24 protein-coding genes and 1 pseudogene are annotated in these 26,136 nt (G+C 60.4%); 8 read left to right on the top strand and 17 right to left on the bottom strand.

From position 1 onward, the window contains the following. Window positions 1–187: pseudogene (locus tag ABRP88_RS09510) on the bottom strand (hypothetical protein); the annotation flags it as partial. An 8-nt stretch (window positions 188–195) separates the two neighbouring features. Here ABRP88_RS09510 and ABRP88_RS09505 point away from each other — a divergent pair. After that, window positions 196–885 carry a Rossmann-fold NAD(P)-binding domain-containing protein gene (locus tag ABRP88_RS09505; protein ID WP_237792276.1) on the top strand — a complete coding sequence of 230 codons (690 nt, stop codon included), beginning with the start codon at window positions 196–198 and terminating at the stop codon, window positions 883–885. A 296-nt stretch (window positions 886–1,181) separates the two neighbouring features. Next, complete coding sequence (locus tag ABRP88_RS09500) at window positions 1,182–1,877, top strand: adenylate/guanylate cyclase domain-containing protein (RefSeq protein WP_035108229.1); 696 nt, start codon at window positions 1,182–1,184, stop codon at window positions 1,875–1,877. Window positions 1,878–1,886: 9 nt separating this feature from the next. Here ABRP88_RS09500 and ABRP88_RS09495 read toward each other — a convergent pair whose 3' ends face one another. The 6 genes from ABRP88_RS09495 to betA all read right to left on the bottom strand — a co-directional run bounded on the left by ABRP88_RS09495 (window position 1,887) and on the right by betA (window position 9,039). Next, window positions 1,887–2,474 carry an adenylate/guanylate cyclase domain-containing protein gene (locus tag ABRP88_RS09495; RefSeq protein ID WP_237792314.1) on the bottom strand — a complete coding sequence of 196 codons (588 nt, stop codon included), beginning with the start codon at window positions 2,472–2,474 and terminating at the stop codon, window positions 1,887–1,889. Window positions 2,475–2,625: 151 nt separating this feature from the next. Continuing rightward, window positions 2,626–3,213, bottom strand: coding sequence for a Pycsar system effector family protein (locus tag ABRP88_RS09490; protein ID WP_474898658.1), 588 nt, complete (start codon window positions 3,211–3,213; stop codon window positions 2,626–2,628). A gap of 914 nt (window positions 3,214–4,127) precedes the next feature. After that, a complete protein-coding gene (locus ABRP88_RS09485; protein WP_349837054.1) occupies window positions 4,128–6,020 on the bottom strand; it encodes a heavy metal translocating P-type ATPase in 1,893 nt (630 codons plus the stop codon). After that, window positions 6,017–6,376: a Cd(II)/Pb(II)-sensing metalloregulatory transcriptional regulator CmtR gene (cmtR, locus tag ABRP88_RS09480; RefSeq protein ID WP_005276226.1), complete on the bottom strand. Its 360-nt coding sequence runs from the start codon at window positions 6,374–6,376 to the stop codon at window positions 6,017–6,019. Before cmtR ends, ABRP88_RS09485 begins: the two co-directional genes overlap by 4 nt. A gap of 578 nt (window positions 6,377–6,954) precedes the next feature. Next, on the bottom strand, window positions 6,955–7,083 hold the full coding sequence (locus ABRP88_RS09470; RefSeq protein ID WP_005276220.1) for a hypothetical protein: 129 nt from the start codon (window positions 7,081–7,083) through the stop codon (window positions 6,955–6,957). Between the two features lie 180 nt (window positions 7,084–7,263). Further along, the gene (gene betA, locus ABRP88_RS09465) at window positions 7,264–9,039 is read right to left on the bottom strand and encodes a choline dehydrogenase (RefSeq protein ID WP_284630626.1); all 1,776 of its coding nucleotides are present in this window, start codon (window positions 9,037–9,039) and stop codon (window positions 7,264–7,266) included. A gap of 333 nt (window positions 9,040–9,372) precedes the next feature. On the opposite strand from betA, the gene betT reads away from it, so the two are divergent. Then, window positions 9,373–11,613, top strand: a complete 2,241-nt coding sequence (betT, locus tag ABRP88_RS09460) for a choline BCCT transporter BetT (RefSeq protein WP_349837053.1) — start codon at window positions 9,373–9,375, stop codon at window positions 11,611–11,613. Between the two features lie 45 nt (window positions 11,614–11,658). Then, window positions 11,659–13,236 carry an aldehyde dehydrogenase family protein gene (locus ABRP88_RS09455; RefSeq protein ID WP_349837052.1) on the top strand — a complete coding sequence of 526 codons (1,578 nt, stop codon included), beginning with the start codon at window positions 11,659–11,661 and terminating at the stop codon, window positions 13,234–13,236. 68 nt (window positions 13,237–13,304) lie between these two features. On the opposite strand, the gene ABRP88_RS09450 is transcribed toward ABRP88_RS09455, so the two are convergent. From ABRP88_RS09450 to ABRP88_RS09435, 4 genes are all read right to left on the bottom strand, one after another. Next, window positions 13,305–14,024: an SDR family oxidoreductase gene (locus ABRP88_RS09450; protein ID WP_349837051.1), complete on the bottom strand. Its 720-nt coding sequence runs from the start codon at window positions 14,022–14,024 to the stop codon at window positions 13,305–13,307. 33 nt (window positions 14,025–14,057) lie between these two features. Continuing rightward, entirely contained in the window at window positions 14,058–14,600 is a 543-nt protein-coding gene (locus tag ABRP88_RS09445; protein WP_349837050.1) for an NADPH-dependent FMN reductase, read from the bottom strand. Window positions 14,601–14,638: 38 nt separating this feature from the next. After that, window positions 14,639–15,328, bottom strand: a complete 690-nt coding sequence (locus ABRP88_RS09440; protein ID WP_349837049.1) for an alpha-ketoglutarate-dependent dioxygenase AlkB family protein — start codon at window positions 15,326–15,328, stop codon at window positions 14,639–14,641. Window positions 15,329–15,622: 294 nt separating this feature from the next. Beyond that, on the bottom strand, window positions 15,623–15,946 hold the full coding sequence (locus tag ABRP88_RS09435) for a hypothetical protein (RefSeq protein ID WP_302521596.1): 324 nt from the start codon (window positions 15,944–15,946) through the stop codon (window positions 15,623–15,625). A gap of 108 nt (window positions 15,947–16,054) precedes the next feature. Between ABRP88_RS09435 and ABRP88_RS09430 the strand changes: the two genes are divergently transcribed. Further along, a complete protein-coding gene (locus tag ABRP88_RS09430) occupies window positions 16,055–16,720 on the top strand; it encodes a sugar O-acetyltransferase (protein WP_349837055.1) in 666 nt (221 codons plus the stop codon). Further along, window positions 16,721–18,991: an ATP-dependent helicase HrpB gene (gene hrpB / locus ABRP88_RS09425; RefSeq protein WP_349837048.1), complete on the top strand. Its 2,271-nt coding sequence runs from the start codon at window positions 16,721–16,723 to the stop codon at window positions 18,989–18,991. Between the two features lies 1 nt (window position 18,992). Here hrpB and ABRP88_RS09420 read toward each other — a convergent pair whose 3' ends face one another. After that, on the bottom strand, window positions 18,993–19,763 hold the full coding sequence (locus tag ABRP88_RS09420; RefSeq protein WP_349837047.1) for a TSUP family transporter: 771 nt from the start codon (window positions 19,761–19,763) through the stop codon (window positions 18,993–18,995). 58 nt (window positions 19,764–19,821) lie between these two features. On the opposite strand from ABRP88_RS09420, the gene ABRP88_RS09415 reads away from it, so the two are divergent. Further along, window positions 19,822–20,928: an AbrB family transcriptional regulator gene (locus tag ABRP88_RS09415; RefSeq protein ID WP_349837046.1), complete on the top strand. Its 1,107-nt coding sequence runs from the start codon at window positions 19,822–19,824 to the stop codon at window positions 20,926–20,928. A 22-nt stretch (window positions 20,929–20,950) separates the two neighbouring features. Here the strand turns inward: ABRP88_RS09415 and ABRP88_RS09410 are convergent, their stop codons facing one another. Together ABRP88_RS09410 and ABRP88_RS09405 are read right to left on the bottom strand one after the other, a co-directional pair. Then, a complete protein-coding gene (locus ABRP88_RS09410) occupies window positions 20,951–22,621 on the bottom strand; it encodes a DUF885 domain-containing protein (protein ID WP_349837045.1) in 1,671 nt (556 codons plus the stop codon). 71 nt (window positions 22,622–22,692) lie between these two features. Continuing rightward, window positions 22,693–23,262, bottom strand: a complete 570-nt coding sequence (locus ABRP88_RS09405) for an LOG family protein (protein WP_296089970.1) — start codon at window positions 23,260–23,262, stop codon at window positions 22,693–22,695. 108 nt (window positions 23,263–23,370) lie between these two features. Here ABRP88_RS09405 and ABRP88_RS09400 point away from each other — a divergent pair, with 108 nt between their 5' ends. Beyond that, complete coding sequence (locus ABRP88_RS09400; protein WP_349837044.1) at window positions 23,371–24,504, top strand: ROK family transcriptional regulator; 1,134 nt, start codon at window positions 23,371–23,373, stop codon at window positions 24,502–24,504. Here the strand turns inward: ABRP88_RS09400 and ABRP88_RS09395 are convergent. From ABRP88_RS09395 to ABRP88_RS09385, 3 genes are all read right to left on the bottom strand, one after another. Next, window positions 24,487–25,083, bottom strand: a complete 597-nt coding sequence (locus tag ABRP88_RS09395; protein ID WP_349837043.1) for an HAD-IA family hydrolase — start codon at window positions 25,081–25,083, stop codon at window positions 24,487–24,489. The genes ABRP88_RS09400 and ABRP88_RS09395 overlap by 18 nt on opposite strands. Before the next feature lie 12 nt (window positions 25,084–25,095). Beyond that, entirely contained in the window at window positions 25,096–25,449 is a 354-nt protein-coding gene (locus ABRP88_RS09390) for a hypothetical protein (RefSeq protein ID WP_349837042.1), read from the bottom strand. A 74-nt stretch (window positions 25,450–25,523) separates the two neighbouring features. Further along, window positions 25,524–26,012 (bottom strand): ferritin, encoded by a 489-nt coding sequence (locus ABRP88_RS09385; RefSeq protein ID WP_005276181.1) that lies wholly within the window; start codon window positions 26,010–26,012, stop codon window positions 25,524–25,526. Window positions 26,013–26,136: the final 124 nt, after the last annotated feature.

Here is a 26,136-nt window from a genome sequence, read left to right as displayed (position 1 = left end):
ACGAGCCGTGTGCCATGAAACCCCCAACTTTGGAGCTACTGCCTGGCACGCGGGGTGCATCGACATATTTTCCGCCACGATGCGATCTTCCACGAGACGGACCACACGATCCTTTGCATCCTGGTCAAATTTTCTCGGCACGTTCCAGATTTTCCCATCTACTCAAACGGAACAAAACCTGGGACACTTCAGTATATGAGAATCAGGGAAGTATTTTCTTCTGAGTCTGATTCCGTAGTCGCTCCGCTTGAAATTGACTACATGGAGAACATGGGGCAGTACCCAGCCGCAAAGTCTGCTTGCGAAACTATTTATCGCAGCACAAATCGGTCGGTAATGGTAGTTCGACCCGGTCTGATCGCCGGCTACGGCGACGAAACAGGGCGCAGTGGTTACTATCCGTGGCGCTTCGCGCATCCCACGGGTGAGAACGTGATCGTCCCAGACCTGGCGTTTCCCGTCGCTATGATTGATGTGAAAGACCTTGCAGGCTGGATAGTTGAGTCTGCAGAAGTTGGGACTTTCGGAACCTTTAACGCTACGGGGTTTGCTACTTCCTTGTCCGATGTGTTCAAGATTTCGCGTGAGTTAACCGCATCGGAGGCTACGGAACGACCTTGCTCTGATGAACTGCTTCTCGCTAATGATGTAACCCCGTGGATGGGCCCAAAATCGTTGCCGTTGTGGGTACCAGGTGAACAGTTTCGCAACATCGCGCTACTCGATTGCGCCGCAGCCTACGAAGCTGGCCTGCGGATTCGCCCGTTGAAAGAAACATTGGCGGATGCGCTGCGATTCGAAGAAGAACATCAGGGGGAAAGACTCACTGGGCTCAGCGATGAAGAGGAAGTCGTGCTTCGCCAGCGGTTAGAAGATGGTATTTAGTTTCGGCAGGACCAGTTTTAGTTGCAGTCGGGACCGCGCTGAGTTGGTTTTCGCCCCGCGACTGACTGTGAGAATGAGTCCGAATCAGACTTGAGCGCAACTTCTGCGGTGCTAGCTCTTCGTAACGGGGAGCGATCTTGTCTTCTTTCGCCCCTCCGTGGAGTTCTGTTTCGTCATATAACCTCTGGTGTATGTGAAAGGTCGCGAGCAGACCTATTGCAGCAACCCCTTGACACCGCGCAATGGGTAAGCTGAATGAGCAAACGGTTAGAGCGATCGTGGGGAGGAGCCTCGGCATGAGTCTGAAAGATGACCTGGAGGAGTACGTCCAGAAGACCGTCGACGAACAGTGGGAACGTCGCGCAGGCCAGAAGGTGCCCGACGCCGATGACCTTCCGCTGAAGAACCTTGCTGTCGAGCTCGACGCAACTGTCCTCTACGCGGATCTTGCGTCGTCGACGAAGATGGTCAAGGGGTACAAGGACTGGTTCGCTGCGGAGGTCTACAAGAGCTATCTCTATTGTGCAGCTAAGATCATTCGAGCGCGGGGTGGTATCATCACGGCCTACGATGGGGACCGTGTCATGGGTGTGTTCATCGGGGACTCGAAGAACACCGCTGCCGCGAAGTGTGGGCTCCAGATCAACTGGGCGTCGAAGAATATCGTGGCAGCGAAAATCGCTGAGAAGTACCCGAAGAGCACCTTCGTGCTCAAGCAGCGGGTCGGCATCGATACCTCGAAGCTTTTCGTCGCCCGAACAGGCATCCGAGGCAGCAATGACTTGGTGTGGGTTGGGAACGCAGCAAACAATGCGGCGAAGCTGGCTGCGCTCGATCCTCGCTACCCGACCTACATCACCGCCGACGTCTACAACAGGCTGAATGAGACCTCGAAGCTAGGGGGTAACCCGAAGCAGAACATGTGGACTGACCTGGGGACCTCCGACATGGGCTATCGGATCTATGGGTCGACGTTCTGGTGGTCTGTCTGACGGGAGATGTCAACTGAGGGAGCTGATCCACTCGTCCATCTGCGGGATGATGGGATTTCCCTGGTACACGGTTCCGATGCCGGGCATCCCCTGCGGCCGGAGTAGGCCTTGGTTGTGATCGTTCAGGTTCGAGTAGAAGACGCCTCCGACGACAACCGGGCTCGATCCCCAACCGCGCCCCGCTAGGTGCGCTAGATGGGCTGCCCTGTTGACGACGTCGCCCATGTATACGACGTCGTTGATCGTGCTGCCGCTATAACCCGCCTTGATCATGAGGACCCGCCCGTACTCAACGCCTATGCCGATGCTGAGCTGGGTGATCCCTGCTTTCTCGTAGTGGTGGTTGAGGAGGTCTAGGAGGGTATTGGCCTGCGCTGCTGTAGCGAACACATCGTCGATGTGGTTGACCTGCGTCGTCTTGTAGGAGGCCCACACGCAGTCGCCGACGATATTGACCTCGCGCACATTAGAGTTGGAGTTTAGGACTGCGACCATTTCCGAGATAAACGACCGGTAGATCTTCGCAAGAACGGGTCTCTTGTGCTTCGATGTCAGGCCGGACGAATCTCGGATGTCAATGAAGATCGCCGAGCACATGCCGTAGAAGCCGTTAGAGAACGTGAGCTTGTCTCGGTCAGGGAGTCCGTCTACCTCCTCATACGCTCCTGCCGGCTGGTCCAGGATCGCTTGGATCCGTGCCGAGCTGGCCTTCCAGTCATACGGTCTATAGTTGCCGTCCATTTGCGTCCTAACTGTTCGTGATACCGACAACGAGGGACAGGACTGCGATAGCGGCTCCTGCAGCGAGAGCGTACCGGATGGCCCACTTTGCGGCGGATGCTTTTACCGTGGCAATCCGAGCATTGACATGTATCTGGTCAGCGAGATCTTTCGTCAGCTCAACAGGGTTAGAGGTCAGTACATGGAGCACCTCGCTGTACTCATGCCTCTTGCCCCTGAAATTTCGATCGATGCTTCCAAAAAACAGTCTGTTGATCGCGTCTCGATCTGCATCCTTGTCCTTGACTCTCGGTGTCAGTGTCCATCCGCACCAAGCGCCGGTAATAAAAAGCAACAAGCAGGTCAACCCAACGAGAGTGTCGAACAATACAGTCCGGGAAGTAACGTCCTTTGCGAGGTTGTATGTCATTGTTGCCATCACCCCGGTGAAGGCAAGTGTCACGCTGGCCTTCGCATCTGAGTGGCGAATCCACTCGTTCACCAATGCGAGTGTCTTCCATGCGTGATCTGGGTTAGGTTCGGGTGAGCTGGCGAGCGTGGTCGCGTCGTGCGGATGGCCCTCGGTGGTCCGTCGTCCACCGCGCCGAAACGGCATTCGAAACATAGCTCTAGAGTACAAAGGTTTACATAGATACTTCAGGAACGTCCATTACACGCGAGTCTCAAATGGGCCCACGAGCTGGCAGTCACGGGTAGAGCTTGAAGACGGTTTACGCTCCTGCCCCCGCAGCTGCCGGGGCGACTGCGGCGGAAGCGCTACCTATCGATTAGGAGGTTACCCTGTACTGAAACGTGGTCGAGTTCAAATTAAACGTGTAACGCGGGGCGTTGATGACGCTTCGCGTTATTGGGGGTAGGTTGAAGCGCGGTCTGTTCGTTCGCCGACGCGGCCGCCGCCGGATTCTCGGCGGCGATTCCGGCCCGAACCTCGGGGACATCCCCCATCTTCGATAGCTTGAGTGAGCACGACCATCTGATCTGGTGCGCTGGTTTTCGTTCGGCTCTCGGTCTATTCCGCCACCTCATGCGCGGCCGCGAAACCGCGGTGAAGAATCTGCATCTAGTCAGTTACGGCAACTGGAACGGCGAGGGCTCGGCAACGCTGATGAGGGTGGGGTCCTTTGTCAAACACACTGCCCAGGTAGTCGCGGGCTGTGTCGATGAGACTCGGCAGCACTCCGAATGGATGTCCGTGGTATCAAGGCCGCTGAACTATTCAAGTTGCGGGACGAAAAGAGTCTCGCAGTGACGCTTGGTCCCTGAGCAAGTTCGATCCTTCCACGATCTGCACTGGAGACGCCAAGCGCTCGGGGCCCTTGACCGGCTGGGGCACGTGCCGGGTGGTGGCTCGCCCACAGCCCCCGTGCCCACACGCACCGAGAACGGACAGGCCACCGGGTACGATCCCAATTCCACGGAGACGGACCGTGAACTCGAATGACGTGCCTGGCCCAAGGTGTGTCCGCTCGGCGTGTGGTTTAACCCCTATGAGACTTGCCGGTCACAGCCTCAGCGCTTCGCTTGCGCAGCCCGCAGGCCGTTCAAGATCACGATCACTTCGGCGACCTCGTGAACCAACACGACGGCGGCCAGACCCAGCACGCCGCTGATCGCCAGTGGCATCAACACGATGATGATGGCCAGAGACAGCACGATGTTCTGGTTGATGATCCGGCTTCCTCGGCGGGCGTGCTGCAGCGCCTTCGGGATTAGCCGGAGGTCGTGGCCGGTGAAGGCGACGTCAGCAGACTCGATCGCGGCGTCAGAGCCGGTCGCTCCCATCGCTATGCCCACCGTCGCACCCGCCAGTGCCGGCGCGTCATTGATGCCGTCGCCGATCATCGCCGTCGGCGTCTTGGAGGAGAATTCAGCGACGATGCTTGCCTTGTCCTCAGGGCGCAGCTCGGCGCGCACGTCGTCGATTCCGGCGATTCCAGCCAGCGCCCGGGCGGTGCGAGTGTTGTCGCCGGTGAGCATGCTTACTTCCACATCGTTGGCGTGCAGGGCCTGCACGGCTTCGGGCACCTCGGGCCGCAACTCATCACGGACCCCGATCGCCCCGGCGAGAGCGTCATCGACGGTGACCAGGACGCAGGTCTGGCCCTCGGACTCCATGCGCTCAACGTCTGCTTTCAGTGGCCCGGCGTCGATCCATCGGGGGCTGCCCACCAGCACCCGTCGGCCTTCGACGGTGCCGCCGATGCCATGCCCAGCTTCCTCGCTGATGTCCGAGGCGGTGGGCGCTTCGGGCCCCGCTGCCGCGATCGCTGCGGCGAGGGGGTGTGTCGATTGCTGCTCAACTGCTGCCGCGAAGGAAAGCACCTGCGGCCGATCGAATCCGTCTGCCGGGACCACTCCGGTAACCTCAGGCTGGTTGCGGGTAAGGGTTCCGGTTTTGTCCACTGCCAGGTGACGGATGCCGCCGAGCCGCTCGAACGCCGCGCCGGACTTGATGACCACTCCGAACTGGCTGGCCGCGCCGATCGCGGCCACGACCGTCAGCGGCACGGAGATTGCCAGCGCGCACGGCGACGCTGCGACCAGGACTACCAGCGCACGGGTGATCCACGTCTCAGGGTCGCCCAGCAGCGAGCCGATAACGCCGACCAGCACCGCCAGGATCATCACCCCGGGCACTAGGGGTTGGGCAATCCGGTCGGCGATCCGGGCGCGGTCGCCCTTTTCCGCCTGCGCTTGCTCGACTAGGTCCACGAGTGTGGTCAGCGAGTTGTCCGTTCCAGCTGCGGTCGTCTCGACCTCCAGCACCCCGGCGGAGTTGATCGCTCCCGCAGGCACTTCGTCGCCGGGCGCAACCTCCTCCGGAATGGATTCTCCGGTGATCGCTGAGGTGTCAAGGCTGGAGCGCCCGGACCGAATGATGCCGTCCGTGGCGATCCGCTCCCCGGGGCGCACGAGCATTAGCTCGCCAACCTCGAGGTCCTTCGCTGCGACCTCGGCCGCTGTGCCGTCGCGCAGCACCGTCGCGGTCTGCGGTACCAGCTTCAACAGTGCCCGCAGTCCGCCTTGGGCCCGGTCCATCGCCTTGTCTTCCAGTGCCTCGGCGATCGAGTACAGGAACGCTAGCGCCGCGGCCTCTCCGACGAATCCGAGGATCACCGCGCCGACCGCGCTGATCGTCATTAGCAAGCCAATGCCGAGCTTGCGCTTCGTGACAAGGTTTCGGATCGCTCCAGGCGCGAACGTGTAAGCGCCCAACAGCAGGCCAACCCAATACAGTACCGTCGCGGGCGTCTCCAAGTCGGACCAGTCCAGCGCCAGTCCTGTTATGAGGGCTACGCCGGAGAAGATCGGCAGCAGTAGCTCAGGGTCCTTCCACCATGGCCGATCGAGCTCGTCAATCTCCGTGCCGGTTTCGTGTTCGCATCCACATGCTGAACTCATGCGTTCTTTCCTTTCTCGCCGCAGTCGGGCACCGAGCACTCAGTGTCGATACAGGGGGCATTCTCGTCGACGGCCAGCGTCGCGTGGACCAGCGCTTCGAGCGCTGCCGCGAGGTGGGGATCGGCGATTTCGTAGCGGGTCTTGCGGCCCTCCGGCTCAGCTACGACAATGCCACAATCGCGCAGGCAGGATAGGTGGTTCGAGACGTTCGAGCGGGTCAGATCCAAGCTTTGCGCGAGCACGGCCGGGTAGCTCGGACCGTCTAGTAGGGTTAGCAGGATTCGGGAGCGCGTCGGATCAGCCATGGCCCGGCCGAGCCGGTTCATGACGTCGAGGCGCGAAGCAATAGTCAGCATGCGCTGAATTATACAGTATGCGATGAACTATTTAAAATGGGGTGAACTAACAGTCACGCGAAAGTCCCGCCACCTGCAAGAATTAGTCGATGGGATAGCCGATGACTGGTCCTTCGCGGTTCGGCTGCCAACCCAACGCGGGGGGGCGTGGGCGGCGAAGTTCTCCAGAATCTTCACGTGGATGTCCACACCCACCCCTGTGGGGATGGTGATGAACAGGGTGTCGGCGGACATGACGGCGGCGTAGGTGCGGCCAGCGACACTGACACCAGGTTCTCCATCAAGGGCTAGACACTCACGGACATTGCGTACGGGTCGAACCACACGTAGCGAAGCTTTCTAATAGCCAAATGACTAACTCTTTTCGCTGGTATCCGGGAATGATACTTACTTGAAGTCGGCGGTGTTGGCTACCCCGCGTACAAAGTACTGGCACTGCTGCTTGGAAACCACTTTGATCTACGAAGCCATAGCCCTTCAAGCTACATCGCAGGAAAATTCCATTTCACGGTCGGTATGGGCCTTTTGCAGTTGGTTAATTCGAAATTCGTTCACTATCTCCTTAGCCACCCGCACGATTAACGCGGTGTTTCGCCATCTTCGCGCGAGGCGAGTAGTTCCTTTAAGTGCGCATCGATGTCATCGAGCTTTTTAATAACGGCAACGGCGAAAACGATACTAATGACTAGAGCGATAATGCTGAGCATCAATGCCCTCCTTTACTCTGGCGGCCCATTACAGTGGACCTGGTTCCTTGCGAGGCGATTAAATCATGGTTCTGGTCAGGCGTAGGGGTGCGCGGTGGGAAGGGGGGACGTCGGCAAGCAAAAGCGCCGCGCCCCCAGGAAAAGGGAACGCGGCGCTACAGCCATCCGGCGGGAGGGTGCTTAGTGGTCAGCGCCCTGGATGGAGTGCTTGTGATCGCGGACTGCTTCGCCCTCAGCGTAGAGCGGCATATCCTGCTTGGCCTTGTACCACTCAGCGTGGTTTGGCTCCAGCGGGGTACGGCCGGCGATGAGGTCGGCAGCCTTCTCGCCCACCATCATGGTTGGGGCGTAGATATTGCCGTTGGTCACGGACGGGAAGACGGAGGCATCCGCAATGTAGAGGCCTTCGACGCCCCATACACCCATGGTGTCTGGGTTAACCACGGCCATAGGATCGGACTCATCGCCCATCTTGGCGGTGCAGGATGGGTGCAGTGCGGTCTCGCCGTCATTGCGGACCCACTCCAAGATTTCCTCATCGCTCTGGACCTCTGGGCCCGGGCTGAACTCTCGGGCGCCAACTTCCTCCATTGCCTTGGTATCCAGCAAGGAGCGGGCGACGCGGACGGCTTCTACCCATTCGCGGCGGTCCTGCTCGGTGCGCAGGTAATTAAAGAGGATGGAGGGCTTTTGCCGGATATCGGAGCTCTTGATGTGGACGTGGCCCTTGGTATCGGAGAACATCGGGCCAACGTGCCACTGGAAGCCGTGCTTAACGTCAGCCTTTTGGCCGTCATAGCGCACCGCCATGGGCAGGAAGTGGAACATCAAGTTCGGGTAGGCCTCATCCTCGTTGGAGCGCACGAAACCGCCGCCCTCAAAGTGCGAGGTAGCCACTGGGCCCTTCTTCGTCAGCAGCCACTGCAAGCCCATGAATGGCCAACGCCACTTATCCAGGTAGGGCTGGGAGGAAGCGGTGGACTTGGTGGTCTCGTACTGGATGTAGACCTCGAGGTGGTCCTGCAGGTTCTCACCCACACCTGGCAGGTGCTTGACCACATCGATACCGTGCTTTTCCAAGATCTCACGGTCACCCACGCCAGAGACCTCTAGGAGCTGCGGGGTATTGATGGCACCGGCGGACAAGACGATCTTGTCTGCGAAGACGCGGTGGGTACCACCCTGCCACTCGTATTCCACGCCCACTGCCTTGGTGCCCTCAAAGAGGATCTTGGTGGTAAATGCGCGGGTACGCACCTCAAGGTTGTCGCGGTCCTGGTTGGGGTACAGGTAGGCGCGGGCAGCGGACCAGCGCTTGCCGTGCTTGATATTGCGATCGAAGGGGGCAAAACCTTCCTGGCGGTAACCGTTGACGTCATTGGTCAAGTTATAGCCTGCTTCTTGTACCGACTTGAATAGCGCCTGGAAAAGCTGCGAGGTAGCCGGACCGCGGGACAGGTAGAGCGGGCCATCATGACCGCGGCGCGGATCATCGTCTTCTGCGGCAGCGGTGGTTTCCATGCGGTTGAAATACGGCAAGCAGTGGGCAAAGTCCCAGTTATCCATGCCTGGGTTCTGGCCCCACTTTTCGTAGTCCATGGGGTTGCCGCGCTGATAGATCATGCCGTTGATGGAAGAGGAACCGCCAAGCACCTTGCCACGGGCGTGGTAGATGCGGCGACCATTCATTTCCGGTTCCGGATCGGATTCATACATCCAGTCATAGTTTTTAGCCCCGATGGGGAAAGAGAAACCGGAAGGCATGTGGATGAATAGGTCCCACAGGGAATCCGGACGGCCGGCCTCAAGAACGAGCACGCGGGTGTCTTTGTCCTCGGTCAGACGAGCAGCGATGACGGAGCCAGCGGAGCCGCCGCCGACGACGACCACATCGCTGACTTCATCCGTGGCCCTTTTTGTCGAGCGCTTCTTAGTCAACTTGTCCACAATACCCATAAATCCCCTTCCTTCTGTGAGCCATCTCACGCGTAGTTCTCACCGTATTTACGGCAGATCCATTGTATGGTGCGCAAAAAATCTGCGCTTTTCCGCTTTCATTTATGCACAATGGCGACCCCAGAATACACACCTGGTGGACGTTTTCCCAGATTAATGTATATTTACGGTGTTCGGGTATGCATCTGAGTAGATGAAATCCGGGGTCTTTACGCATAGATTGCTCGCATATGATTTATGCCACCAACCTATCTCTCACCCCTCTTTTCGGGGGACTGTGGGGCACTCTTGCGAAAGATTCGGCACTTAATCGATCAAGACTAGGAGAAGTAGATGGCTAACCGTGGTCCGCACGACCATGAAGAGTCCCGCACAGGGGATTCCGACACCTCTCTCGCTCACTCCCCTGGGGAGACGCACCCGGCTGGGGACAAGGGTCATAAACCGCGCAACCAAGTACGCGCCATCGTCGGCAGCTATAAGGCCGAAACCGGCGATGATGTCGGCGCAGACGAGGTGGCTGCGCCCAAACCCAATTGGCCGGTCTTTATCATTTCCGGTGTGCTGATTATCGCCATGGCCCTGTATGCGGGCTTCGGGCAAGAATCCGCGGCGAATACCCTCGCCAGCGTCACCGGATGGATCGGCACGAACCTGGGATGGTTCTACGTCCTGACCGCCACCATCGCCGTGGTCTTCGTCCTCTACATCGCCTTTTCCAATACCGGCAGCATCCGCATGGGCCCGGACCACTCCCGGCCCAAATTCAATACCTTCTCGTGGGTATCCATGCTCTTTGCCGCCGGCATCGGCGTGGACCTCATGTTCTTCGCGGTGGCCGAGCCGGTCACGATGTACATGGATCCGCCGTTGGGCGATGGTGAAACCATGGAGGCCGCCAAAGAGGCCGTGGTCTATGCCATGTTCCACTACGGGCTTACCGGCTGGGCACTCTATGCGCTGATGGGCATGGCCTTTGGTTACTTCGCCTACCGCCTGAATATGCCGTTGGCTATTCGCTCGGCGCTGTACCCGCTCATCGGCAAGCGCGTGCACGGACCCATTGGTTCGGCGGTGGACATTGCCGCCATGCTGGGCACCGTCTTCGGCGTTACCGCGTCCCTGGGCATCGGCGTGGTGCAGCTGTCCTACGGCTTCCACCTCATCTTTGGCATCGAGCAGGGGCTGGGGCTGCAATCCGCACTCATCATTGTCGCGGTGGTCATTGCGACGCTATCGGCCGTATCCGGCGTGGATAAGGGCATTCGCTTCCTCTCTGAGCTCAACGTGTACCTGGCCATCGCGCTGATGGTCTACGTCGTGGTCTTTGGCAAGACCGCCTACCTCTTCGATGCCATCGTCACCAATATCGGTGATTACGTCTCCAAGTTCCCTTCCTGGACGCTAGAGACCTTCGCCTTTGCTGAGGACCAAGCCAGCGTGGATACCTGGATGCAGTCTTGGACCCTCTTCTTCTGGGCCTGGTGGATTGCCTGGGCAACCTTCGTCGGCCTATTCCTGGCCCGCATTTCCCGCGGCCGCACGCTGCGCCAGTTCATCCTGGGCACGCTGACCTTCCCCTTCCTGTTCATCCTGATGTGGATGTCCTTCTTTGGAAATACCGCCCTGGACATGGTGCGCTCTGGTGATTATCCGGAGTTTGCGGAAAACGCCATTAACGTTCCGGAGCAGGGTTTCTACGACATGCTCCAGGAATTCCCTGGCTCCGCCATCGTCATCTTCCTGACCACCTTCATCGGCCTGCTGCTGTATATCACCTCGGCGGACTCCGGTGCGCTGGTCATGTCCAACTTCACCTCCCGCATCACGGATAACCGGCAAGATGGCGCCCGGTGGCTGCGCATCTTCTGGTCCATTACCGTCGGCGCGCTCACCCTGGCATTGCTGCAGCTCGATGGCATTGCCACCGTGCAGTCCGCAACCGTGGTCATGGGCCTGCCCTTCGCGTTCGTGGTCTACCTCATCATGTTCTCTCTCTGGAAGTCGCTGCGCCTGGAAATCCTCCAGCGCGAGGCCCGTAAAACCGCATTGCACAGTGCCATCAGCAGCCGCACCGAGCGCGAACCGAGCGATGCCAACCTGTGGAAGAACCGCCTGGACCGAGCCAATTCCTTCCCCACCAAGCAGGACATGGATGACTACCTGCGGGGAACTGCCGCCTACGCCCTCGAGCAGGTGGCCACGCAAATGCGCACCCGCGGCTATGACGCCATCTTGCTCACCAGTGAGCTTCCCGATGCCGAACTGCCCCAGCTCGATCTCGAGGTCCGGCTGCACAACGAGCGCCAATTCCGCTACCAGCTCTTCCCGGTTTCCGCGGAGCGCCCGGACTTCTGCGAGGGCGACGGCGAGTACTACCGCCTCGAGGTCTACGACATGACCGGTTCGCTGGGCTATGACGTTTACGGCTACTCCGAAAACCAGGTCATCAATAACGTGCTGGACCTGTACGAGCGCCACCTGGCTTTCCTCTACATGCAGCAAAGCCAGCCGGGCGATTCCGATGTCTCCGATGGCGCCGAGCCGGAACGCACCTGGCGCGAAGATAGTTAAACTGGCGGGCGATACCGCCTCAATTAGAGAAAGGTTGCTTGCACTTTGAGCACCCAGAACACCTTGTTCGATCCCACCACCACCGAATTGCTCCAGGGCGTGCACTCCGGTGATGCCCCGAAGTCGCTCTTCATCAACGGCCAGTGGGAGGCCGCCCAGGATGGCGAGACCCGCACCATTGTCTGCCCTGCCGATGGCTCCACCGTCGGCGTCGTCTCCGAGGCATCCGAGGCAGATACCCTGCGCGCCATCGAGGTTGCACGTGAAACATTCGATAAGGGCGAGTGGGCCGCAACGCCGTCCGCCGAGCGCGGCAAGATCGTCATCCGCCTGGCGGATTTCATCCGTGAGCACAAGGAACTTTTCGCTCAAGCCGAATCCGCGGATACCGGCAAGCGCTACGAGGAATCCCTGGGCGATATGGACGATATTGCCAATGCTTTCGAGTACTTTGGCACCTTGGCCCAGCACCAAGCTGGCCGCGTGGTCGACCCGCAAGATCCCAACCTGCGCTCACGCATCGATGCCGAGCCGGTGGGCGTCTGCGGCCTGATTACCCCGTGGAATTACCCGCTGCTGCAGGTGTCCTGGAAGGTAGGCCCGGCCCTTGCTGCCGGCAATACCTTCGTGCTCAAGCAGGCGGAGCTGACCCCGCACACCGCCATGCTGCTCATGGCTGCGCTGAAGGAATGCGGCCTGCCAGATGGCGTGGGCAATCTCATCACCGGCGCCGGCGCTAACTGCGGCAATCCACTCTCCCAGCACCCCGACGTGGACATGGTCTCCTTCACCGGCGGCCTCGTTACCGGCAAGCTGATTGCAAAGAACGCGGCCGAAACCGTCAAGCGCACGGCGCTAGAGCTCGGCGGCAAGAACCCGAACGTTATCTTTGCTGATGCCAACTTCGACGTCGCCGTGGATAATGCGCTCAATGGCGCCTTCTTCCACTCCGGCCAGGTCTGCTCCGCCGGCTCGCGCATCGTGGTGGAAGAGTCCCTGCACGATAAGTTCGTTGCCGCACTGGTCGAGCGCGCCGAGAAGATCAAGATCGGTGGACCCACCGATGACAAGGCCGAGACCGGCCCGCTCATCTCCGCTGAGCACCGCGAGAAGGTGGCGGCCTACGTGGACAAGGCCCGCGAGCAAGGCGCCAAGATCCTCACCGGCGGCCGCGCCGCCACCAGCGAAGACACCAATGGCCAGCACGGCACCGGCACCACGGATCTGGGCCAGGGCGTGTACTACCTACCCACGATTATCGATGGCGCTACCCGCGAGATGGACTGCGTCCACGACGAGGCCTTCGGTCCGACCGTGACCATCGAAACCTTCACCACCGAAGAAGAGGCCATCGAGATCGCAAACGATACCGAGTATGGCCTGGCCGGCGCGGTGTACACCTCCGATGCCGGCCGCGCCGAGCGCGTTGCCCGCGCCCTGCGCCACGGCACCATTTGGATCAACGATTTCCACCCGTACCTGCCGCAGGCGGAATGGGGCGGCTACAAGCAGTCCGGCAATGGACGCGAGCTAGGCCCAACCGGCCTAGCCGAGTACCAGGAACACAAGCACGTGTACCAGAACCTGGCCCCTGCCGCATGGGATCAGTTCGGTCTGCAATAAGGCTCAAGCAGGAAGATAAAGCCTAGGCCCCGCCCCGTCGCCGCTCTTTTTAAGAGCCCCGCGGGGCCTTAGCTTTGCGTGCGCGGCTTAATGGTCATCGTATCCACGTTGACGTGGGCCGGTTGGGCGGCAACCCAGCGGATGGCCTCAGCAATATCCTCTGCCACGAGGTTGAGCTGGCCATCGTAAACCGCGGCCGCGCGCTTTTCATCGCCCTTAAAGCGCACCAAGGAAAAGTCCGTGGCCACGCGACCAGGATCAATCTCGGTAACGCGCACATCGTGGTTTTCTAGCCGCAGCGCGCGGGAAATCACGCGCACGCCGTGCTTAGCGGTGTTATAGCCGGAACCGCCTTCGTACACGGTCCAGCCAGCAATGGAACCGACGTTAATAATCAACCCGGACAGATCCGGCACCCGCTCTAGCTTGGGCATGAGTGCCTGAATCATGCGCACGGTGCCGAGCACATTGGTCTCATACATCCACTGCCAGTCATCGATGGAGGTATCAACCAGCGGCTCTAGGCCCTTGGCACCGCCGGCGTTATTGACCAAGAGGTCTACACGCTCGAGGTGGGAGACGAACTTGGAGACGGAGACATCGGACGTAACGTCAAGTTCGTAGGCCTCGCCACCGATTTCATTGGCAAGCTGCTGCAGGCGGTCTGTCCGGCGCGCTCCCACGACGACGTGCCAGCCGTCCTTGGCCAAAGAACGCGCGGTGGCCTCCCCAATGCCAGAAGAGGCGCCGGTTACTACTGCTACTTTCTTTTCAGTCATGCACCCCATGCTACGCAGCGCGCGGCACGGTGCAGGGCTTTTCTACTGGAGTGCGTCCTCGAGCTCAGAAAGCAGGGAGTTTGCGCGCTCGTAGGAGTCATCGCTAGGGCGGAATTCGCCATCGTTCCAATCGGTGAAGATATTAAAGTCCAGCTGGTTGCGCAGCTGTGGCATGGAGAAGTTAGCCACCACATTGCGCCATGCCTCGACCGCACGCACGCCACCGACAGAGCCATAGCCCACGAAGGCTACCGGCTTGCCGGCCCATTCCGCGCCGAGCGAATCATAGGCATTCTTGAACGGACCAGGTACGGAGTGGTTGTACTCCGGGGTCACGAAGACAAAGCCATCGCAGGCATCGACGGCCTTGGACCACTCCTGCACGTTGGCGTCATCGTACTGCTTATTCGCCGCACCCGGAACAACCTCGCTGGTGAGGATGGGGATATTGAACTTCTTGAGCTCCAACAGCTGGTACTCCACGCCGTTCTCGCGGCCTTGGGCGAGGTCGTTGACCCACTCGCCTACTGCTTGGCCTGCCGCCTTATCGCGGGTGGAGCCGATGATGATGCCAATTCGGGACATAAGAAAACCTCTTTCCTTCAACCTTTATGTAACGCGCCCTAGCCTACCGCGCTCGCCGAAACTTGTCTGATGGTGATGTTGATTCTGCCTTCCTGCAGCCCGCAACACTCCGGCAGCGTGCCATCGTTTACCCGCACCACGCCGTGGTAGGCAAAGCGCTTCGGCCCGCCAAAGACCACCAAATCACCCGAGCACAAGGTCACATCGTCCCAGGGCTTGGTGCGATTTTCGGTATGGCCTATGCGAAAAAGGGCCTCATCCCCAATCGAAAGCGAAATCACGGGTGCGGGCGATTCCTCAGAGTCATCCACATGCATGCCCATCGCCGAGCCGGGCGGATAATAATTCACCAGCGCCATCTCCGGCACGAAGTTATCCACCCATGGTTCAAGCTCCGGGGCAACCTGGGCCGCCTCCCGCAGCGCCGCCGGAGCCAATTCCCGCAGGCTCTCCGGCACCGGCGGCACCACCGTGCCTTCCATATTGTCCACATACCGGTAGCTGGGATAATGCCAATACCTGCCAAGATGCAGCTGAAATACGCTCATCTGCCCGCCCGATTTCAGCCGCGGCTGCACCATCGCCATCGGTGTATGCGCATACGCGCGAGCAATCTCCCGAGTCTCTTCTACCAGGGCCTTTTGCTTGCCGATGCCCACCCATCCCGGCACGTGCCCCACGCCCGGCGCGACGTACGCATTCGGCCGCGGCAGCGAATCAAAAAGCATTCCTCCACCCTAGCCGCTAATCGGTTAGGCCACGCTGCCGACGAAATGCGGGAAGCGATGGCATACCAAGCAGGAGTTTCTACTTTGGTGGTGGTCTGGACGATAGGTCGGGCATCGAGCAAGCTCGCACTGTCAATCCTAGAACTCAAGCCTTTACCTCGTCCAAGGTCCCACATAGCCTAATCCAGAAATCAGACAACGGTAGAAGCATTATCGAACGGAAAAGGAACGAAAGTACCCACCCGTTTGAGGTCATTCATTGGCCGGCAGCATTTTACATTAGAGCCGACAAATCTATCGGTTCTGCGGCTGTTTTTTAAGTATTGAATATTCTCCAGACATGAGATCTATTATTCCTGAGAATATTGCGATGATACCTATCCAATTCCCTGTTATATAGATGAAAAGTGTGCCGAGGAGTATGAAGAAGCAGCTAACTGCTTTTAGCTGTTTAGCTCTTCTGTCATTGGATTCGTCAGGCTGATAGATCCGGGCAACTATGAGATCAACGGCGGCAACGGCTAGAAAAATATACGAGATTTTTGTGTAACCGAGTAAAGCAAAGACCCCTGAAACCACAAGCACCGCAATCCCAGCAAAGCCAATCAAACGACTCATCAGAAAAACACTCCAAAACATGGTTTGATAAGAAACGTCTCCTTAATTCTATCGAAAGGTGAGGGGGTCAAGTCCGGTATGCTCAGCAGGAACCACGCGCCCTCTACAATGGCCACCATGGATGAACAGAAGCTGCACGACCTGCAACGCTACGGCACTTGGGAGCGGATGACCGGTGGGCAGTGGCACCTGCCGGGCATGGGGGACATCGACAAGGAGCACCAGCGCACCTTTGGGTTGATTGGGCAGTTCAACGATCTGCACAACACGGATAAGGAGCAGGCGCAGGCAATCTTGCGGGAGATCCTGCCGGAGGAATCACACGTACCGGGGGCGCACGCGCCGCTGAATATGGAATACGGCTGCAATATCGTCTGTGGGGAAGGCGTCTTCATCAACTTTGGCAGCAGCATTTTGGCCCAAGCCAAGGTCACATTCGGGGACCGCGTGCTGATTGGGCCCAATTGCTCGTTCATTACGGTGGGCCACCCCGTCAATGATGACGCGATGCGCGAGGGCGGGTGGGAAATCGCCCACCCCATCACCGTGGGGCGCAATACGTGGTTTGGGGCCAATGCCACCGTCATGCCGGGGGTTACCATTGGTGAAAACTGCGTTATTGGCGCCGGCACGCTCGTGACCAAGGATATCCCGGATAACTCCCTGGTCCTGGGCACGCCCGGCCGCGTGGTGCGCACCCTGGACGGCGATGAGGATTCGTGGGAGCGCAAGGATTTGGACGGCCCCGTGGAAGGTTTCGGGGCCGCGCAGTAAATGTTCGATCTCGCCAGCATTGGCGCGGGGCTGCCCGTAGCCAAGACCATCAATTCGCTGCCTCGCACCGGAAACGTCGTCATTCAGGCACCGCCCGGCACGGGTAAAACCACGCTCGTACCACCAGCGCTGGCCAATCACACTGCAGGGCGCGGCAAGGTCATCGTCACCGCCCCGCGCCGCGTGGCCGTGCGCGCGGCCGCCCAGCGCTTGAGCACCCTCAGCGGCACCCCGGAGAAAGTCGGTTTCGCCATCCGCGGCGAGTCCCACACGGGCAGCGAGGTCGAGTTCGTCACCCCGGGCGTGCTGCTGCGCCGCCTGCTGAAGGATCCGGAGCTCGAGGGCGTAGCCGCCGTGGCCATCGATGAGGTCCACGAGCGCCAGCTGGATACGGATCTGGTGCTCGGGATGTGCCTGGAGCTGGCAGAGCTGCGCGAAGACTTCCGCGTCATCGCTATGTCCGCCACGGTAGACGCGCAGCGCTTTTCCCAGCTCATGGGCGCGCCCATCCATACCACCGAGGCGGTGACCTATCCCTTGGATATCCAGTACGCGCCGCAATCGGGGCGCGCGGCGGGGTCGCGGGAATTTTACGGGGGCATCGCCAAGCAGGCGGCCCGCCAACACGAATCAACGCTGGTCTTCGTGCCCGGCGTGCGCGAGGTCAACCTGGTGTGCGAGGAGCTGCAGGGCCATAATGTTTTCCCACTGCACGGCAAGCAGACCACCGCGGAGCAAGATGCTGCGCTCTATACCGATGAGCAGCGCATTGTGGTGGCCACGTCCATCGCGGAATCCTCGCTGACGGTGCCTGGCGTGCGCGTGGTGGTGGATGCGGGGCTGGCCCGTGTTCCCCGGCGCGATGCGCAGCGCGGCATGTCTGGCCTGGTGACGGTCTCCACATCGAGGTCGAGCGCGAACCAGCGTGCGGGCCGTGCCGGCCGTGAGGCGCCGGGTACGGTCATTCGTTGCTATTCCCAGGACGATTACCAGCACTTTTCCCCGCACACTACGCCGGAGATCCTGTCTGCGGATCTCACCCAGGCTGCGCTGTTTTTAGACTGTTGGGGCGCCGGCCCGGATTTCCCGCTGCTCGATCCGCCGCCTGCCCAGGCCCTTGCGGCCGCGCGCGCCATCCTCGAGCGCATTGGCGCGACGCAGGAGCTCGCCCTCTTGCCCACCGATCCCCGCCTCGGCGCGGCCCTTATCCGCCACGGCAGCCAGGCGGCGCCCACCATCGCCGCGCTTGCCGATGCCCCCACCAACACCACCGATCTCACCCGCCGCCCCGCACCGCAGAAGGAAGTCAAGCGCCTGTCTTGCCTGGTAGAGGATCTCGGCCCCGCTGACCCCGGCGAGGTCGTCGCCACCGCCTATCCCGAGCAGGTGGCCAAGCGCGTGGGTGAAGATTACCTGCTGGCCAGCGGCACCCGCGCCCGGCTGCTGGATAACTCCGGGCTGGCCGGCTCGCCGTGGCTCGCCATCGCGGAGGTCACCCTCTCCAATGCCGGAAACCCCATCATCCGCACCGCCGCTCGCATCGCAGAGTCCGCCGCGCTGGATGCCATCGGCGTCACAGAAGAAACCCGCGCCTTCCTGCGTGAGGGCCGCGTGCGCGGGGTCAAGGTCCGGGCGGCCGGAGCAATTGTACTGTCCGAAACCCCGGTCAAGGTCACCGGCGATGCCGCTGCGCAAGCCCTAGCCGCCGGCATCCGTGAAGAAGGCCTCGGTCTATTTACCTTCAGCGAAAAGGCCCAAAGCTTAAAAGATAGGCTCCGCCACCTGCACGCGCATTACGGCGATCCGTGGCCGGATGTCGATGCCGCCGATCCCGCCGAGTGGCTCGGGCCCGAGCTGCACCAGATTGCCGCGGGAACCCCCACCGCCAAGATAGACATGTACCCCGCCCTGCAGCGCCTGCTTCCCTGGCCCGAAGCCACCCGCTTAGACGAGCTCGCACCTCAGCGCCTCCCAGTGCCCTCCGGCCGCGATGCCAAAATCGACTGGTCGGGCGAGCGCCCCGTGGTCCACATCAAGTTGCAAGAATGCTTCGGCCTGGCCGAATCGCCGGAGTACTGCGGCAATCGCGTGCAATTTCACTTGCTCTCCCCCGCCGGCCGCCCGCTGGCGGTCACCGATGATCTTGCCAGCTTCTGGTCCGGCCCCTACGCGGGGGTTCGAGCCGATATGCGCGGGCGCTACCCCAAGCACCCGTGGCCCGAGGATCCGTGGAATGCCATTGCCACCGCGCGGACCAAGAACCGGATGTAACCTAGCCCCACTGCTGCCAGGATAGATAGCAACTCATGACCACTACCAAGGTAAGCAGGGCGTAGCGGATAAACTTCGTCCCGCCGCTCAGCACCGTCCGCGCGCCCACTTGGGCGCCGAGGATATTGGCGGCGGCCAACGCGATACCAAGGGTCCACCACACGTGGCCGCCAAGGATGAAGGTCACCAGCGCGCCGAGGTTCGTGGCAGTATTGACCACCTTGGCCATCGCCGCAGATTTTAGGAAGTTCTGGGAGAAGATGAAGGTAAAGGCCATAATCAGGAACATGCCGGTACCCGGGCCAAAGATCCCGTCATAAAAGGAGATGGCCGCGACCGCCGCAATCCCCGCCCAGGTGCGCCATCCGCCGCGGATCCCGGGTGACTCGGTGGTACCAAAGCTCGGCTTAAAGGTCACGAAAACGCCCACCACCACTAACAACACGATGATGAGCGGGCGCATGATGGCGCTATTTAGATTCGCCGCCACACTCGCGCCCAGCCCAGCGCACACGAGCGCGATGAGGGCGTAGCGAACGAGCTCCCCTGCCGGCGGGCGCACCTTGCGTACCAAGGTCACGGCGGCCGATGCCGTGCCGGATACCGCCGCAAGTTTATTGGTGGCCAGCGCCGTTGCTGGTGCAAGCCCCGGAACGACGGCAAGCAATAGCGGAATAAGCACGAGGCCTCCCCCGCCGATGACCGCGTCGATCCAGCCTGCCCCCGCCGCGCCCACAAGGAGCACCGCCCACTGCGCCACGTCGATATCCATGAGGAGATCATAAACCCCGCGGCGGGGAGGTCTAGACTCGATCGAAGACGAGCAGAAGATGGGAGAATACGTGGCAAAGCGGCACTGGGGAATGAGCGTAGACACCCACACCATCCTGCGGTGGGGCATCGTCGTGCCCGTCTCCGTCCTCTTGGGCTGGCTTTTTAGCATGTGGCGCGTGCCGGCCGCGTGGATTTTGGCCGCGATCATCGCCTCCGGCGCCATGGCCCTTATCACCGGCGAGGACCTCAAGGTCAACCGCAAATTTTATGGCCTATCGCGCGGATTCATCGGCATCATGGCCGCGCTGCCGCTAACGGTGGTCTCGTTTGGCCAATTGGTGGGATACCTGCCGGCGGCCATAACCATGTCCTTTGTCACCATCGCGCTGGGCATCTTCTGCGGCGTCATGCTGCACCGGCAGCAGCCACGGGACGTCTCCTCCGAAACCGGCATCCTGTCTATGCTTCCCGGCGGTGCCTCGCTCATGCCCGCGCTTGCCGATGAACTCGGTGCCGACTACCGCTACGTCGCGCTCACCCAATACCTGCGGTTATTGATCGTTTCCGTATCCCTTCCCGCCGTCGTGACCTTCCTCGATACGCCTGCCGGAAGGGGCGGTGGCTTAAGGCTCGAGGCGGAAACCACCTGGTGGATCATCGCACTAGTGCTCGTTATCGCGCTGGTCGGCGAAAGCCTTGGCAAATTCCTGCACCTGCCCGCAGCTGCCGTGCTCGGCCCGCTGATCTTGACGGTGCTGGCCTCCTTCTTCCTGCCGGAAGGCCATACGTTAGAGCCCATCTACGCTTTTAAGGTCATCGCCTTTTTATCCATCGGGTGGGTCTGCGGCGGCGGGCTATCGCTCCCCGCGCTCAAGGCCTTTGCCAAACAACTTCCCGCGACGATTCTTTCCATCGCCGCGGTCCTCGGCCTGTGCGCGGCCACGGCGTGGCCACTGATGCACTGGCTCAATATCAGCTACTTCGAGGCCTACCTAGCTACTAGCCCCGGCGCGCTAGAGACCGTGCTCGCGCTTTCCGCGAAAGGCGGGGCTGGCCCGGTGGTTATCGCGGTGCAGCTCACCCGCCTCATCGCCGTGCTGGTCATTGCGGGGTACCTGCCGCAGCTCATTAGGGCCGTCGGCAAGTTTGCTAAAAGGCGCTAGCGTGCGCGGCTAGCCTGCGCGTTTAGTTATTGAGCACGGCCTCGCGCAGCACCGACATGGGCACCGAGCCAAGAGCCAGGGCCTCGGAGTGGAATTCGCGGGCGCTCATGCCCTGCTCCTCGGCGGCGGCGCGGGTTTCTTGCCACAGGCGCTGGCCCAGGGCATAGGACGGGGCCTGGCCCGGCCAACCCAGGTAGCGGTTGACCTCAAAGTTGAGGTTCGCATCATCCATGGCGGTGTTTTCGCGCATGTAGGTCTTCACGTGGGCCTTATCCCACACGCCGGATACGGTGCAGTCCGGTAGCTTCTTGCCCAGGTGCAATCCGATGTCCACCACGACGCGGGCCGCGCGCAGGCGCTGGGCATCGAGCAGCCCCATCCGCACGCCAGGATCGTCCATGTAGCCCAGCTCGGCCATGAGCTGCTCAGCGTACAGGGCCCAGCCCTCGCCGTGGCCGGAATTCCACGTCACCGCGCGGCGCCACAGGTTCAGATCCTCTTGTACCAGGGCAGAACCCAGCTGCAGGTGGTGGCCCGGTACGCCCTCATGGTGCACGGTGGTCAGCTCCTGCCAGGTGTGGAAGGTGTCCTGGCCCTCCGGCACGGACCACCACATGCGGCCCGGGCGCGAAAAGTCATCGCTGGGCGGGGTGTAGAAGATGTCACCGGTGCCCGCTGGGTCGATGCGGCACTCGATCTCTTCTACTTCTTCCGGAATGTCGAATTCCTTGCCATTGAGCTCAGCGATGACCGCATCGGCCTTGCTCTGCATCCACTCCACCAAGGCATCGGTACCGCGCAGGGTATAGCGATCCTCGTGGTTCAGCTTGCGCATGGCAGAGCGCACCGAGCACTCCGGGCCATAAAGATCGTGCGCAATCTTTTCCTGCTCACCGCGCAGGTAGCGCACCTGGTCAAGGCCCCATTCATAGGCCTCGTCCAAGTCCACGGAATCGCCGACGAAAAGCTTGGAAAAACGCTCGTAGCGCTCGCGGCCCACCGCGTCCTTATTAGAGGACTGCGGCTGCAGATCATTAGACAGCCAATCCGAGAACTCGCCAAAGGCCTCCTTGGCCTTCTTCACCTCGGCGGAGTCGGGGTCGAGCCCGAGGTCCTCGAGCATAGAGTCGGCATCGGCAAGCCGCTCGCACTGCACAATGACCTCAGAGATCTGGCGGTGCGGTGCCACCATGCCGTGGGAGGCCGCTTCCTTCAGGGACTCGCGGTAGCCATCGAGGGAGCCCTTGACCTTGGACAGGCGGGAGCGAATGGCCTCGCGGTCTTCCTGGGTCTCCTGCGGCATAAGCAGCAGGGAATCCCGGATGGTCTGCACAGGCGAGGCAATATTATTAAGGCTGCGAATATCCTCGCCGTGGTGGTGCAAATCCAGATCTAAGCAGAGACGATCCCGCAAGACGGCGGCGGTGACATAATCCACGTCATCGAAGTCATCCTCATCATCGGATTCATCGGTGGTGTCATCCAAGGCATCCAGATCCGCAACCATGTCGCGGGTGCGATCAGCGACAGCCTCAAAATAGTCGGGGGAAAAATCCTGCAATTCGCCTTCAAAACCGTCAATGCCCCACGCGGTTGCATCTGTTGGGGATAGCTCGGCTAGGTCGTGAACGAAGTTATCGCACGAAGCGTCCAGTAGAGAGGGCTGGCGCTTAGCGGTCTGCTCAGAACTCATAAGAGGGAAGTCTAACCCTTTATCTTGTTGATAGGCCACCCAGCCCCACCCAAATGTTGCAAACTTGTTAGCTAATCGTTGTTCCACTTCGTGCCCGGGTAGTGCCACTGGGCAAAACCATCCAGCACGGCCGCGGGATTTTCCTCTATGACCAGTGCTTTTACAAAACGGGGCAGGATGAAGCCCGCCTCAGCCATGGCGGCATACATGTCATAAAAGGGCTGCCAAAAACCTTCCACATCAACCAAGCCAACGGGCCCGCGAATGCTGCCCAGCTGTTGTTGGGTCAGTACCTCTGTTACCTCCTCCAACGTGCCTACGCCGCCGGGCAAACAAATAAAGGCATCCGCCAGCTGCTCCATCCGGGTTTTCCGCTCGGCCATAGAATCCACGACCTCGAGGCGGGTCAAGCCTGGGTGGGAGATTTCTAAATCCACCAAAGATTGCGGCATGACGCCAGTGACGGTGCCGCCAGCATTCAGGCAGGAATTGGCAACCTCGCGCATGAGGCCGATATTTCCGCCGCCATAAACCAAGTTCAGCCCGCGACGGGCAAGCTCGCCGCCCAAGTGTTGCGCCGCTGCACTATACGCGGGCGAATTGCCCACGGCGGAGCCGCAATAAACCGCTACTGATCTCATGCGCCCCAGCATAGGGAATTTTTGGCCTACCTCCACCTTTAGACCATTCGGTACGTACACCCATGAATAGATTAGACAAAGCAGTCTGTGACACATATACTTTCTTTCATGATCAAACCTGGCCCCGTGTTCACGCGCCCCCGTACACCGGCTGCTAAGTGCCTTCACCTGGTGCGCCTGAACCCGATCATTACCCGTAGTGAGCTGGTAGAAGCCACCGGGCTCTCCCAGCCCACCATTACCCGCGCTACCACCGCACTCCTGAATGCAGGACTCATCCAAGAGCGCACCGACCTCACCCAATCCCAGGGCCGAGGCCGCCCTACGGTCCCCCTCGAGGCCGCGGATAATAACTGGGTACTCGGCGGCATCGCCGTCGGTACCTCCGAGACCTATATCGGCCTCTATGACATCAAGGGCCGCACCGTTGCGGAGGAAGAAATCACCACTCCTGTCGCCCGCCTGACGGAGGAAGACTTTCTTGAACACATCATGGCCGGCATCAACCGCATGATGACGGGCCTGGATCGCCGCCTCGTGGCCTTGGGAATTACCACCTCGGGCACCGTGGATGAAGAGGGCCTAGTCACCGCGGACAATCTGGGCTGGCACGGTGTGGATATCGCGGCGCGCCTGCGCTTCCAATTTAGCGTCCCCGTGGTGGTTACCTCCGCCATTTCCGCCATTTTGGGCTCAGAGACGCAGGCCGCCGAGATTGGTACGAACGAGCGCGTGCTCCTGCTCTTCGCGGACGATTCTTTAGGTTCAGCGCTATCCGCCGATGACGAGGTAAATTCCATCATCCCGCTGCCACAGACCCGCTCTGACCTACTGGGGCACGGCGCTTCCGAACATCTCTTGGCCACCCAGTCCATTCTGGACGCCGTGCGCCGCCACGGCATCGAGGCCAATACCCTGCCCGAGGTCGCGACCATCGCCGAATCCAATTCAGCCGTGCGCGCCATTTTGGATGAGCGGGCCCGCCAGTTGGGCCAGATTACGGCGGAGATGGTCCACGAATACTCGCCGAAGACCGTGGTGATTGCCGGCGGGGCCTTTACCGGTGATTCCCGCGCGCCCCAGCTTTTTGCCTCCACTGTCCGCGATTCCACCTCGGAGGACCTAGAGCTGCGCATGATTCCAAGCCACAAAGAAATCGTGCGCGCCGTCGCCCGCACCGTGGCTACCGATCAGCTATTGCGCGAGCCGTTGGAGCTCGGCCGCTCACTCCAGACCGCGTAAAACCTCGCGCGCGGAGTCGATGCCGGTAAACAGGTGGGATTGCAGGCCGCAATAGGTAGCGCCCTCGATGTAGTCGATGCGGTCATCGAAAAAATGCGTGTCCTTGGGCTGCGCCGCGAGCGCGTCCACCGCCACCCGGTAAGCCTCAGGATGCGGCTTGGCCACCCCGATATCGCAGCTCAGCGTTACCGCCGCGCACTCTGCCAACCACGGGTGCTGCGCGCGCACCTGTTCCGCCAGGGTCGTGGGGATATTGGATAAAATCCCCACGCTAAAGCCCTCCCCGATGAGCCCTTTGACCAGCGCTACCATCTCTGGGTCCGCCTCGAGCAGGTACTGATTCTCGCAGGCAACGGCCCCAGTGCAGTCGATGGGTGCCATGCCCGCACGGGTGGCTATCTCGTTCCAGTAGTGGCTATCGCTGAAAATTCCGGCATCGTAATCCGGCCGGAAATAGTTATAGGCCTCCCAGAATGCCTCCGGGTTCGCAGGCGCGAGGAAGCGTTCCAGTTCAGCGTGCGCTTCCGGCGTGGCGGGGCGCAGCAGCACGCCGTACAGATCAAACAGCAACTTCGGCATAATGCGTCCAGTTTATGCGCGCCTAGTAGCTTGGGTCTGCAGTGCCACAATGCCTACCGCGGTACCGGCGATAAAAATCACCAGCGCCGCCGTCGCCTGCGCCATCGGTAACACGATGAGCACGGCCAACGAGGCCAGAATAAGCATTCCACTCAAGGAATATAAGGAGCGGTTGACCAGCCCGCGCTTGCCGATGACCCCACACGCCAGCATCACCACCCCCGCAAACGGGCTCAGCATGAGCGCCGCGGTGGTCAAAAAGATGCCGAGGGTCACGTGGCTTGAGATGACCGCAGCACCGATGATGAGGCTTAATGCCAATACCGCCAGGGTGGCAGAGAGGGTTGCTTTAAGGTGTGCAGACATACGTCAATCCTCCCACAGCAGCGCAGTGCCATGGGAGGATTGATTTAAATCTTGATGGGTTTGTTATTCACAACTTAGGAGTTGCGGTTAGCCAAACGGGAATCGATGCGCAGCAGGCCAGCACCATCGTTGCCCACCAGCTTGATCTGGTCAATAATCTCAGAAACGGTGTCCTCTTCCTCGATCTGCTCAGCCAAGAACCAGTCAATGAGCTGGCGGGAGTCCAGATCCTGAATATCAAGGGCAACGCGGGCGATCTCGCGAATCTGCTCGGAGACCTTCTGCTCGTGTGCCAAGGAAGCCTCGAACGCATCCAGCGGGGTGGCAGCCTTGATGGAGCCAACCGGGATATCGTTGAGCTCTACGCGGTAGCCGCGTGCCAAGAGGTGATCCGCAAGCTTCTGTGCGTGGACGCGCTCTTCGCTAGCCTGAGCCATGAACCAGTCGCGCATGCCCGGGAAGGACAGGTTGTCCATCTCGTAGGCCAGCTGGGTGTAGACCATAGCGGCGCCGTGTTCGTTAATGACCTGATTGTTTAGCAGAGTTTGCAGCTTCTCATCCATTGCTAAATCCTTTCTGTAGGAATCAATTAATTGGTTGTAGGCACTACAATACCCAAATAAAATCTCCCGTCTAGCAAGGTATGCTTAATCAAACCCGCACCTCAGGGGCATTTTTCAGGTTGGA

Origin of the sequence: Corynebacterium sp. KPL2734 (genome assembly GCF_040225595.1) — a bacterium.
Lineage (GTDB): Bacteria > Actinomycetota > Actinomycetes > Mycobacteriales > Mycobacteriaceae > Corynebacterium > Corynebacterium rhinophilum.
The sequence above is the reverse complement of the archived record's forward strand: the minus strand, read 5'-3'. Positions and strand labels throughout refer to the sequence as shown.